The sequence below is a fragment of the Phormidium pseudopriestleyi FRX01 genome, assembly GCF_017313335.1.
Classification (GTDB): domain Bacteria; phylum Cyanobacteriota; class Cyanobacteriia; order Cyanobacteriales; family Laspinemataceae; genus Laspinema; species Laspinema pseudopriestleyi.
In genome coordinates this window covers 1-12,738 of sequence record NZ_JAFLQW010000034.1, presented here as the reverse complement: position 1 = coordinate 12,738, position 12,738 = coordinate 1, and the positions used below count along the sequence as shown (strand labels likewise).

General features: G+C 49.1%; 8 protein-coding genes. 4 read left to right on the top strand and 4 right to left on the bottom strand.

The features are described 5' to 3' along the window. The first annotated feature begins 809 nt into the window (after positions 1-809). The 3 genes from J0895_RS01250 to J0895_RS01240 all read left to right on the top strand — a co-directional run bounded on the left by J0895_RS01250 (position 810) and on the right by J0895_RS01240 (position 5,434). Positions 810-3,854, top strand: a complete 3,045-nt coding sequence (locus J0895_RS01250; RefSeq protein ID WP_207086333.1) for an MFS transporter — start codon at positions 810-812, stop codon at positions 3,852-3,854. 104 nt (positions 3,855-3,958) lie between these two features. Continuing rightward, positions 3,959-4,447 carry a Crp/Fnr family transcriptional regulator gene (locus J0895_RS01245; RefSeq protein WP_207086332.1) on the top strand — a complete coding sequence of 163 codons (489 nt, stop codon included), beginning with the start codon at positions 3,959-3,961 and terminating at the stop codon, positions 4,445-4,447. Between the two features lie 168 nt (positions 4,448-4,615). Continuing rightward, a complete protein-coding gene (locus J0895_RS01240) occupies positions 4,616-5,434 on the top strand; it encodes an SH3 domain-containing protein (RefSeq protein WP_207086331.1) in 819 nt (272 codons plus the stop codon). A gap of 8 nt (positions 5,435-5,442) precedes the next feature. Here the strand turns inward: J0895_RS01240 and J0895_RS01235 are convergent, their stop codons facing one another. Then, positions 5,443-6,171, bottom strand: a complete 729-nt coding sequence (locus J0895_RS01235; protein ID WP_207086330.1) for a M15 family metallopeptidase — start codon at positions 6,169-6,171, stop codon at positions 5,443-5,445. A 372-nt stretch (positions 6,172-6,543) separates the two neighbouring features. Here J0895_RS01235 and J0895_RS01230 point away from each other — a divergent pair, with 372 nt between their 5' ends. Beyond that, entirely contained in the window at positions 6,544-9,360 is a 2,817-nt protein-coding gene (locus tag J0895_RS01230; RefSeq protein ID WP_207086329.1) for a WD40 repeat domain-containing protein, read from the top strand. Positions 9,361-9,695: 335 nt separating this feature from the next. Here J0895_RS01230 and J0895_RS01225 read toward each other — a convergent pair whose 3' ends face one another. From J0895_RS01225 to J0895_RS01215, 3 genes are all read right to left on the bottom strand, one after another. Continuing rightward, positions 9,696-10,769 carry an endo-1,4-beta-xylanase gene (locus J0895_RS01225; protein WP_207086328.1) on the bottom strand — a complete coding sequence of 358 codons (1,074 nt, stop codon included), beginning with the start codon at positions 10,767-10,769 and terminating at the stop codon, positions 9,696-9,698. A gap of 100 nt (positions 10,770-10,869) precedes the next feature. After that, positions 10,870-12,165 (bottom strand): adenylosuccinate lyase, encoded by a 1,296-nt coding sequence (gene purB, locus J0895_RS01220; RefSeq protein ID WP_207086327.1) that lies wholly within the window; start codon positions 12,163-12,165, stop codon positions 10,870-10,872. A gap of 162 nt (positions 12,166-12,327) precedes the next feature. Then, positions 12,328-12,534, bottom strand: coding sequence for a hypothetical protein (locus J0895_RS01215; RefSeq protein WP_207086326.1), 207 nt, complete (start codon positions 12,532-12,534; stop codon positions 12,328-12,330). Positions 12,535-12,738 lie beyond the last annotated feature (204 nt).

The window sequence follows — 12,738 nt, the reverse complement described above, 5'->3', positions numbered from 1 at the left end:
TCCTTCGCAAAGTAAAGGGAAAGTTCAAATCTAATTTGAGCGGACTTATTAGAGGCACAATGAGCAGCGCCCATCAGACTTAGGCTTTGGTCTAAGGCTGTGCAAGAATCCCCGTGTCTTTAGACATCGGGAGTGTCAACCAGAGATTTTCCCCCCAAAATCGTGCCGAGAAAAATCAGCGGGGGAAATCAGGCGATCGGGGGTGACGGCCCCCATAAAGCGGTAAGATAACCATCAGCCCTGGCTGTTAGGATTTAAACAAACCCTCAAATCAAGCGATCGGAAACCCTGGAAAGGGAACTACTGTGCCGTTCCCCTTGAGGGTTTAACTGGGAGTTAACGAGAACTGAGGTATCCTCATCTGCGCCGAGCGTGTCGCTCGGCGCAAGACTTGTTTTAGGCCCTCAAACCCATCTCTGAGCCTCAGACGACTCATCCTTCCGAGCCCTTCTCAACCCTCGCCAAAACCCGGTCACCTTCCTTCAGGCATCACCGAGCCAGAGCAATTGAAAAATAGTAGAGATTATGTTAATCAGAAGGAAGAAAAACTTATAAAATCGTGCCAGGGATTGAGTGCAGGAGGTCATGGTACAGGAGCTAGGCATAAGCGAATTAACCCGTGTACGCCATATAGCGCTCCTAGAGTCAACCATTAACCGGAACCCGTTGGCGACAAGAGCAGAGGATAATGAGGGATCAACTGGGCTTTTCATGCCAGAACAGGGTATGGCATTCTAAATAGCAGAAGAATAGTAGATGAAGACAACCGGCATTCAGGGAAACTCTACAACACGGGAAATCAACGCTGCATGGAACTAAAAGAACAGCGGTTTGCCGCTAAGGGTAGGTTAGCAACCACATTGCTACAGTGGTTAAATCTCCGTCCCGAGGAAGGAGAGCGCACCTGGTTGATGTTTGCATTCTATACCGTCACATCAATCGGGATGTTGTGGTTAGAAGCAAGTACAGTGGGTCTGTTTTTGAACGAATATGGGGCGGAATCCTTGCCCTGGATTTATGTCGCCGGGGCGGGTCTGGGATCCTTCCTAGGAGTCATGTATTCGTGGATGCAACGGTTTTTCCCCCTACGCCAAGTGATCGTATCAGTGGCGATCCTGATGGCGATCCCCTTGCTATTTTTTCGGGTGGCCTTAAATATTGCGATCGCCGCCGCAGTCACGATTTTCCTGATGCGCTTGTGGTTGGAAGCCATCTTTGCCCTCAATGACCTCAACACCTCCATTACCGCCAATCAACTCTTTAACATTCGGGAAATTAAACGCACCTATCCCCTCATCAGTAGCGGCATTTTACTCGCCGATGTGATTAGTGGGTTTTCCTTACCCGTGCTGCTCAGAGTCGTCGGACTGAATAATGTTCTGGTAACCTCCTGCTTCATGATGCTGCTGGGGGCCTTCCTGCTATTTTACCTGAGTCGCACCTACAAACAAGCCTTTCCCGACGCCCCGCGCACGAGCTCCCTGGAAAATGAACCGGATTTCACCAATCGTAGACTGGGTGGACCCCTGAAAGGCTATGTGGTTCCCTTGTTTGGATTTTTTATCCTCGCCGAAGCCTTACATCTCGTCATTGACTTCCTATTTTTAAGTGAATTGGAACAGCAAAACCCCGTAGGACAAGATTTGGCGATCGGGATTGCCAGTTTCCTCGGCGTCTTTAACGGCATCCTAGGACTCTTTGAACTGGCGATGCAGTGGTTTGCCTCCAGTCGAATTGTGGAACGATTCGGGGTCTTTGCCGCCGCCACCCTCTTACCGGCGGCAGTTGTTTTACTCAGCGCCTTTTCCCTGACCCCGATTCTGCCCTTCTTTTGGGGGCTAGTTTCCCTGAAATTTATTGAAGAGCTCCTCAAATACACCCTCATCGAAGGCACCGGTCCCGTCTTTTTCCAACCCCTCCCTGATAGCATTCGCAGTAATATCCAATCAATGGTGAATGGCATCGCTGAACCCCTGGCAGTGGGGGTAACCGGGGTGGCGATTTTAGCGGCAATTTGGGTGTGCAGGCTGATCTTTCCTGAAGCTACCCCCCAAGAGATTCTGGTGTATCAAGGCAAAGTTTTCTTGGTGTCAGTGGTGCTGATGGGGTTAGGCTGGTTTTTTATCGTCTGGATCCTGCGATCGCGCTATCTCGGCTTATTAGTCTCCAGTGCCGAACGGGGACGCCTCGGAGTTTCCGATGTCGATATGCGAGCGTTAAAGCGCACCGTAGTCGAAACCCTCGAACAGAAAGGCAACGAAGATGATAAACGCTCCTGTATCGAATTGCTTACCCAAATCGACCCAGAGCACGTTGGCGAAGCCCTCGGCCCCCTCCTGCCCAATCTTACCCCCAATTTGCAGCGTCAAAGTCTGGAGGTGATGCTGAACCATCCGAATCCCATCTACACCTCCCATCTGCGAACCCTGCTCAACCAATCTGTCACCCCAGAAGTCTTAGCTTTGGCGTTGCGCTATATCTGGCTGACTGAACCGGAACTCGATATTGAGCAATTGCGCCCCTATCTGCGTGCAGATGTAGACCCGGTGGTTCGCGGGACTGCTGCCTCCTCCATCATGCGTCGCGGCAACCGCGAACAAAAAGCTGAAGCGACTAACGCCCTGCGCCATATGTTGACCCACAAACAGGAACGGGAACGGGTGATGGGCTGTCGTGCCCTGGGAGAAGCGGATTATTTGCAAGGGTTACGACTGTTTATACCGAATCTGCTCCAGGATGAGTCTTTGCGCGTCCGCTGTGCCCTGTTGGAGGTGATTGCATCGACTCATTTAGAAGAGTATTATCCCTCGCTGTTGCGCGGACTTTACTATAAATCAACCCGGGAATCGGCGATGCGAGCTTTGGTTCGTTTGGAGAATGAAATTCTCGATCGCCTCGTGGCCCTGGCTGAAGATATTCACAAGCCCGATTTAGTCCGGATGCAGGCTTGGACGGCGATCGGTCAAATAGGCACCCTGGAATCCCTGAATGTGTTGGTGAATCATCTGGTCACCAGTTGGGGGACCACCCGCCGCAACATCCTTCGCATTCTCTTGAAAATTCCCAAGGAAGGCGGAATTGAAGGGGTTTTAGATCGGATTGGTCGCAGTGGGGTGGAAACGTTAATTGACCAAGAATTGATGTTGATGGGTCAAATTTATCAGGCCCTCATCGGACTCAATCCAGAAGAAATCGTCGGACGAGAAGCGAATCTGCTGCGCCGCGCTTTGCGCGATGTCATTTCCGATTCGGTGGACCGCTTGTTTTTGCTGATGAAGTTTCTCTATCCCCTCGGTTCGATTCAAGCGGCGGCTTTTAATTTAAAGTCCGGTGTGCGGACGAATATGGCCCGGGGTTTGGAAATTTTGGATAATACTCTGGATATTCCGAGTAAACGGATTTTGCTGAGTATTCTCGATCGCCGTGCCGATGAGGAAAAACTCCAGAGTCTCTCGGAACTGATTGCGATCGAAACCCTATCTGCGAGCGATCGCCTCCGGCGATTGGTGGACTTACGCCACTTTATCTCGGAGTGGCCCCTGGCTTGTTGTTTTCACCTGGCAAGGGCTTCTCGCTGGAGTCTGAGTGCGGAACAAACTTTAGCCTGTTTGAACCATCCGAAAAGTTTTGTGCGCGAAGCTGTGTTAGCCTACCTGAAAGTGGCCTCTCCTCGCGCCCTCACCGAACTGTTGCCCAGGATGAAAAACGATCGAGATCGCCTCGTTGCCTCTCAAGTCAAGGAAATGATGGCGGAATTGGGCATTGCGGATTCCCCTCCGCAAACCTCATCTACTGCTGGAGGCCCCCAGAGTTTTCCCAATTATCCGGGCATCCCCGGGTTGGAAGCGACCTAAAGTACGGTAAAAGTAAAAAGATCAAAGGAAAATTTTTGCTTTTGCCTTTTTACTTGCTCCTGATTACTTTTTAGGTTTTATTTTTTACGGTTTACTGCCTTAAGATGCTCACCAGTGTTGACCGATTATTATTTGTCAGGGCCGTTCCGATTTTTAAGGAACTTCGGGATGACTTTCTCGTGCGTCTGGCTTCTGTGATGGATGAGCTATCTTTCCCGGCAAAGCATACCATTTTCACGGAAGGTCAGGAGGGGCGATCGCTCTATATCGTCGTTTCTGGTAAGGTCCGCGTTCACATTGGCAATCGAGACCTCGCTAAACTAGAACAGGGGACCTGTTTTGGCGAAATGTCTTTGTTCGATGCTGAACCCCGTTCAGCTTCTGTCACAACTCTGGAACCCTGCGAGTGTCTGGTGTTGACTCAGCAGCAACTCTACGATGCTATTGATGAAACCCCCGGTATTGCCATCAATATCATCCGTCTGCTCTCTCGTCGGATCCGCGAACTGAATCGGGTCAACGCTCAAACTGCGGCACAATCACAGCAGTCGGGAAGCGATTTACGCAGTGCGGGAACGAATGTGGCAGGATAGCAGGGTCCAGGGGGAAAGCAGAACCCGACAGATGCACTCGTTCGTGATAGAAGAATGGGCCATTCTCTCCGGGTTCATACAAAAAATCTATCTCTATAAAGGCCCCCACCCCTTGAACCGTTTAGACTGGGTGAGTGGTTCTATGTTGGCTAAGATGCCATAAACGTTATGCAAGGGAAAACACCGTTTATAATGGCTTTAGCGGCAGGAGCGATCGCCGCAGCACTCGGGGGTGCCTATTTTGCCTCCCAATCACCCCAATCACGCCCTCCAGTCACTCAAGTTCCAACCCAATCTCCCCAATCTCCCCAATCTCCCCAATCTCCCCAATCTTCCCAATCTTCCCAATCTCCCCAACCTCCCCAATCTTCCCAATCTTCCCAATCTCCCCAATCTTCCCAATCTTCCCAACCTCCCCAAACCCCTACTCCAGAACCGATTATGATTACCCCTTCCCAAGACAACTGCAAAATTACCACGGCGATCGTCGCCGATCCCAACCCCCCAGCTAACGTTCGTTCCAGCCCAGAAGTTGCCCCCAATAATCTCTTAGGAACCCTTACCAATGGGACTTTTCTCGCCGTTACGGACGAACAAAATGGCTGGTTTAAAATTACCAATCCAGTGGAAGGTTGGATTGCCAAAAGTATCACCGAAAGCTCTTGTTCCCAAGTCACTGAACGGATTAATTTTCCCCCGAATGGCACTTCTGCCAGAGTCACGGGTCGGATTATTGGCGGCGGAAGTCATGAATATCTCCTGAAGGCATCCGCAGGTCAAACTTTAAACATCACTGTTTCCGAAGGCGCGTTGCCGTTCGTTTTTATCCCCAATGACCCTAATCGGCAAACTGAACTCACTGATGGCGGTCACTATACGGGCCTCCAAAATTGGAGTGGAATTCTCCCGAGAACGGGAGACTATCAAATTGTTTTAGACTCAAATTTCCGAGGGTTTAGCTATGACTTTTTAGTTGAAGTCAAGTAATCCTTAAACTACTTTATAGCTTCTAAAGAAATATCTAAAAGAGGATAATTTTGCCAGTTTTCTGCATCAAAATGCCACCATTCGGTAATGAGGGGAATAAAACCCTGTTGGGTCATCACCGATTCGAGTAATTGACTATTTTGGCGGGCTTGGTTGCTGACATTGGTTCCTTCGTAATCTCGGGCTGCGCGATCGCTAAAATCATCAAAGTCCGTGGGCATTTCTAATTCATTGCCCATTGCGTCAATCAGGGTTAAATCGACCGCTGCACCGCGATTGTGTCGCGACCCCCTTGCCGGATTAGCAACATAACGGGGGTCCGGCAACGCTGACCACATTTTCCTCGTTACCGATAAGGGTCTGTAACAATCAAAAACTTTCAACCCCAGTCCCCTAGGTTGCAATTGCTCTTGAACTCGCGATAACTTTTGGGCGACGCTAGTTCGCAGAAGACATCGAGGGACAGAGTAGAGTTTGACATTCAAGAAATTATTAGCCGTGGCATAGCGAATATCCAGGGCAATGCCGGGATTAATATCTTGGATATCGACCAATTTTTCTCCCTCAAACTGAGATGTATTGGCAGTTGTCTCCCCTACAATTGATGGACTCTGTTCTGAAAATTCTCCTGGATTAAATCCGTCGGAAATCCGAACAGATTCAGCCGGTTGCCAGAACCCTATGGTGAGGACCAAGCCTAAAGTAACCGAAAATAAAAGGATGTAATTAATTTTCATGGTTTTTCCTGCGGGTTTTTGAATATCAGTTAATCAGAATAAAGATTTAGAATAAACTAAATTGAAATCAAGGGAAATTTTTCATAATTTAAGGATTAAAATCGTTTTGAATATAAGCCATGATAAGTAATTTTATAAGGCTAACAAGGATATTTCATGAACTCATCAAACCAAGCTTATGATAATTCGGGACTCAATTTTCCTTCACAAAATAAATAGACTACAGGTGGGACAAGGAATAAAAATGATAGTTGCTTCATAAAATTTAACCAAACCTAGATCCCGAGGAGGAGCGGAAAAGGAATACTGTAAAAAGACCGATAAAGAGCTTGAGAGTTTCTGCGTAAAACTGACCCCTACAGTAAAATCATTATGGCCATTTTCCCACTGGAGCGGGGTGAAACACCCTCATCCCTAAACCCGTTAAATCCTTATCATTATGGTCTGCTGGCCTACTGGGTATTTTTTCGTCCCAGTGTACTCCGAAGCTATTTGTACAAAGCTGCCCCTGATTTGTATCGACAAAGCGGATGGAGTAAATTTCGGGGGAGTTTTAAGGTCCCGGGATATCGAAACCTGTATCTGATGACGATCGCCTCGGTGGTGAAATGCTTGTTCCTACTGGCATTCACATTTTTCCTCTATACTATCGCCGTGAATCAAGGTCATACCGGATCCATTAATTCTGTCCTGGCCCTTTCCAATACTCAAGCTATTTCTGCCTCCGGGAGAGACTTTACTGGAAACAGCAACTTAAAAGTATGGGATCTGGATAGAGGTGCATTGCTGCAAACCTTATCGGGTAATCCCAACGGAATTAATGCCTTGGCGTTACTCTCAGGAGACCGGGTTATTTCAGGGGGAGGAGACCGCGCGGTTACTATTTGGGACATCAAAGGAGGCGATCGCCTCCAGACTCTCGAAAACCACCGTCGCTGGATTGAAGACCTCGCGGTCACCCCAGACCAAAAATTAGCCATTTCCGCCTCAGCAGACAGTACCCTCATCGTCTGGGATATCGAGTCCGGAAAAAAACTGCATACCCTGGAGGGTCATACCGGACCTGTCAACAGTATAACCCTCACCCCAGATGGAACCCAGGCCATTTCTGGATCTACAGATGGAACCGTGAAAATTTGGAATCTGGAACAGGGAACTCTCCTGCAAACGTTAAGCGGTCATACTGCTAAGGTTAATGCCGTCACGGTTACCCCTAATGGAGAACAGGTGATTTCGGCTAGTCTGGATGGTTCAGTTAAAGTGTGGGTCCGGTCATCTGGCACTGAAGTGCAGAGTTTGATGGCACATCCTGGAGGGGTCAATACCATTGCAGTCACCCCAGACGGACAACAGGTGGTTTCTGGCGGTATGGATGGAATTGTCAAGGTCTGGAACCTAAATGAGGGAACCCTCCGGTACGAATTAACTGGACATCAGGGGTGGATTAATGGATTAGCAATCACCCCGGACAGTAAGCAAGTGGTGTCGGCCTCTTCTGACCATACCCTGAAAGTCTGGAACCTCCAACAAGGGACTCTGGTACATACCCTCCCTGGACATCAAGAGTGGGTGAGATCTGTTGCGGTGACTCCGGATGGACAACGAATCATCTCCGGTGCCGGCGATCGCCTCCCTAAAGTTTGGAATCTCACTTCTGGGGAAGAAATTCCTCTTAAAGCAGTCCAACGCACCCTCTTTTGGACTACCCTCGGGTTTGCAATCGGGACAGTTTTCCTGTGGATCTGGATTGTATTAGCAACGGCACTGATTCTCACTTGTAGTTTTATGGCCCTGGGGTTAGCCGGTAGTGTGGTGACAGCCTTTGTCCTGGCGCTGGGGGGGAGTTTCTTGTTCACGAACCTGTTTATTTTGAATGATTTGCTCAAGATTAATCCACCCTATCAACAAATGTTCGGGGCGATCGCCATCGATACCTCGGTACTCACTGTAGGGTTTGCGATTTTTATGGGGACAATTTGGTTCGTGGCCTTTGCTTTAGCTGGACGCAGTGGGTTGGGTATCTTTACTGGGGTAGGGTTGATTTTCGCGATCGCTATGGCAGTCGGTGCATTTGATGCGAATATCATCAAAGATAAAGACATTGCCTCCCGAATTAGGTTTGTGGCGGCAGTTTCCCAAGGAATTAGAATCGGGATTTTCTTTAATTTGCTAGTGGCGATCGGGTCGTTGCGTCTCCTGTTTTACCCGATTGAATTGATTGCTGCACTCAAACCCAACCGACGCGGCGATGAACATCCAGTTTTTTGGGATGAGTTGGTCGTGTTGCCACTGCCGAATACTCGCAAATCTCTACTCCAGCAGTTGCAACGGGATGAAAAGGAGGGTTTACATCGGGTCGCTGAAGTCTGCCGCAACCCCTTTCAGCGTTCCGTTGCCTTGAGTGCGTTATCGCGGTATTTACATTCCACCCCAAATCCTCTACATCTGTTGTATGCGATCGCCCGAGACCCGGATTTAAAAGCCTATCTCTGGTCACCAGTCAGTGCCGAAGATTGGCGAGGAGTCCCGGAACGCCGAGAAGTGTTATTGGGAGAACTGGGTTTGCAATCGGTCAAATGTGGGAGTGATTGGTTGAATCAGGTCTCAGAAAGTTGGATTGGGGTTCTAACTTGGGTCCGGCGATCGCATCGTCAAACTCCCTTAACTCGGTTTTCGGCCCTACTGTATCAGTTGCTCAATTCTGAGTCCATGCATCGGTCTGAGTTAGATTGGACCGAGTATAAGCCTCATCTCCTCAGTCTCAGAGACTATCCGGGGGGTGTAGAAATTCTCGAATCCTTGACAATTTTGGCCGCATTATCATCTTTGGATAACCTTTCTGACCTCCGGATTGCCTTACCGACTCTCCAAAAATCCGAACTGGTTGCCTTCTATGAGGGGGAAGCAAACTCCCGGATGCCAGTAGCTGGCGTGATTCGACCGGAGGTTCTGAATGCGATCGCCCGTCTCGGAGAAATAGGGGCCTTAATCTCTAGCCATTCTGAACAGCCGGACCCGGTAAAACGATGGGCCACCTTAGCCCGAGCAACGGTAGCCCTAGATACTTTGGAGTCCGAGGCGATCGCCTCCTGGGTCACTCCGGAACGGGGGATTTTTCAGCAGATTATCCGCCAGTGGCGGCAGTTGTTACTGAAAGAAACCGCGGCAACCGCCCCAAGCTCAGTTTAAGGGCAATTCCCACCTGAAAATTGCCTGATTATAGCGGTTCCCACCGTTATTCGCGTACATCTTAGGAGTGCGAGCATCTTGCTCGCTTTTGATAATAGCGAGCAAGATCTTTGTGCTGACGCACACGCTACGCGAACGCACTCCTTTAAATGTCTGTACCTCATGAGTCAGGGAACCGCTACATATTGCTCGGTTGCGATCGGATCGGTTCCAGGGGGCCTACCAACCTTAATCCCTAGCCAACCCCCAAACACCCCCGGAACCTCCGCCCCCACCCCTTCAAGGGTGGGTTTTTGCCAACCGATTAGGGCCGTTTGAGGGCATCGTTTCGGAATCTATTCTGTCGCTTTTAACTCTTCCAACATTGCAGAATAGGCCGGTTTAGGACGATAGGACTCGTCAAAAATCAATGGGGCTTTACCTCCAGTAAACCCCTTCAACCAGGTATGGCGATCGGTAAATCCCCACATCATTAAGGTTTTGCAGTTAGAGGCATCTAAACAGACCTTCAGAAAATCCCGGTACATTTTAGCTTGTGCCTCTAATTGCTCCTCTTTGGTGCCGCTAAACTGATCAATCGGAACATCCATCTCGGTGAACATCACATCTAACCCCAATTCGGCATAGCGCTTCATATTTTCAGCCACTTCTTCAGCGTTTTTTGCCGATAAAAATCCCAGGTGACATTGGAACCCCACGGCATCAAGGGGCGCTCCTCTTTCCCGTAATTCTTTTGCTAAGTTATAAAACGATTCAGACTTAGAATTAAGCCCTTCCGCATAATCGTTAATATATAATAGAGTATCTGGATCGGCTTCACGAGTCCACTGCAACGCTAGGTCAATATATTCCGGTCCAATGGTTTTAGACCAGATGGTTTCTCTTAAGCTGCCATCGGCTTCTACGGGTTCATTCACCACATCCCAAGCATAAATTTGACCGCGATAATGACTGACTACGGTCTGAATGTGATCATGGAGGATTTCCATCAGTTCATCCCGGGAAAAATTGCCTTCAACGACCCAGCGGGGAACGGCATGAAACCATGCCAGTGCATGACCGACCACTTTAATATCATGTTCTTGAGCAAACTGCACGATCGCATCAACTTCACTAAAATCATAGCGGTCACGTTCTGGATGCAATCGCCAAAATTTTGTATGATTCTCAGGCATCAGAATGTTAAATTCCCGCCCTAGTACCTCTCGATAGAGAACCTCATTTTGTAAGGGGCCAGGTTGGACGGCGGTCCCAATTAAAAAGTCCCGCTTTGCTGCCAGCAATCGCAGGGATTCTACTGGCGAATCGGTGCGTTGGGGTTCTGGGTTTGTGGCGGTACTTGTGGTGGCGATCGCCAAGACGATCGCCAGCATCACCAGAATATATGCGATCAAGGAACGGGGTTTCATGCACGACCTCTTAATGAAAATTACGGGGAAGAATGAAGGATGAACCGAACCCTTGACCATTCAATTCATCCTTCATCCCTAAGCTTCCTTCATGCCGGTTTTAAATGTTTAAGCGTTGGTAAACCGTATCCAGGTGTCTTAGCTGGTATTTCGGGTCGAAACAGTCTTCGATTTCCTCCGGTGACAGCTTATCTGTAACGGAGGCATCTTTGACGATCGCCATACGAAAGTCCCCATCGGGTTTATTCCACGCTTGATGAGCGCAGGATTGTACAGTTTTATACGCCTCTTCCCGATTCATGCCTTTCTCAACTAAGGCCAGCATAACGCGCTGACTGAAAATCACCCCGCCGTAAACGTTCATATTCCGCTTCATATTCTCGGGATAGACTTGGAGATTTTTCACCAATTCTGAAATTTCCCTTAACATAAAGTGAGTCAAAATGCAAGCATCCGGCAAAATAACTCGCTCGACGGAACTATGGGAAATATCCCGTTCATGCCAAAGCGCCACATTTTCCAAAGCAGTTCCAGCATGACCCCGCACGATTCTCGCCATCCCGGTTAAGCGTTCGGACCGAATCGGGTTACGCTTATGGGGCATGGCAGAGGAGCCTTTTTGCCCTTTGGAAAAGTATTCCTCCACTTCCAGAACATCGGTGCGCTGGAGGTTGCGAATTTCTACGGCAAAGCGTTCGATAGAAGCCGCTAGTAGGGCCAGATGTTGCAAAAACTCAGCATGGCGATCGCGCGATATCACCTGAGTGGAGGCGGTATCGGGTTCGAGTCCGAGTTTCTGACAGGCAATCTCTTCAATGCGGGGTTCGATGTTGGCGTAGGTTCCCACGGCACCGGAGATTTTACCCACGGCAATGGCCGATCGCACCCGCACTAGGCGATCGCGATGGCGCAACATTTCCGCTAACCATCCAGCCAGTTTAAACCCAAAAGTAATCGGTTCGGCATGAATCCCATGCGATCGCCCGATCTGCACCGTATCCCGGTGTTGCTGCGCTTGATATCGAATCGCGGCGATCGCCGTTTCCAATTCCGACAGCAACAGATCCAGACTCGCCACCATCTGCAATGCTAAAGCCGTGTCCAACACATCTGAACTGGTTAATCCCAAATGAATATACCGTCCAGCTTCCCCGACGTACTCATTCACATTGGTCAAAAAGGCAATCACATCATGGCGAACTTCCGCCTCAATTTCGAGGATGCGCTTGGGGTCAAAATTAGCCTTGGCTTTAATCTCTTCCACTGCCGATGCGGGAATGTAACCCAGTTCAGCTTGAGCGTCACAAACCGCCAGCTCGACTTCGAGCCAGGTTTTAAATTTATAGGTCTCAGTCCACAGTTCGCCCATTTCGGGCAAGGTATAGCGCTCGATCAAGGTCCGGCACAGAACACAACTGTCTCATTTTACCCCCTCGGTCTGCATATTCCTTCCCCACTTCCGTCAATCTTTTTCTGCCGGATTTAATCCCTGATTTTTGACCTCGGGCAAAAGACTCCCATTCCATTGCCCTTGACCCCCATCTTTAGATTTCCGATGTCAGACTCCCTCGGTTGGGGCGTGGTGATTTCCCTGGGGAGAGACTACGCGATCGCCAAGCAGAATCATCCGAGCAAGATAAAAGTCCCGAGACACATTGACAAAGACCAGCAATCCATTGGCAACGAAACGGAATAGTTTGATTTTCATCACACTTGCCTCTAGGCGATGAAAGTCAGAAGCTAAACCCATTGTTACTCGACTCATAGCCGTTGGCTTTACTCTTAAAGCCACTGAATTCTTCTGTCTTTATTCTATCACTAAAATTAGAGAAATTTAACAGAATGTTTGATGAAGCCTCTCGACAAATATAGCGGTTTTCATGCGTGTGAGGGACAGAATATTCAGTAGGGGCGCAAGCATTGCGCCCCTACTGGTGTAACTCATCCAACAGAAAACCGCTATATAGGG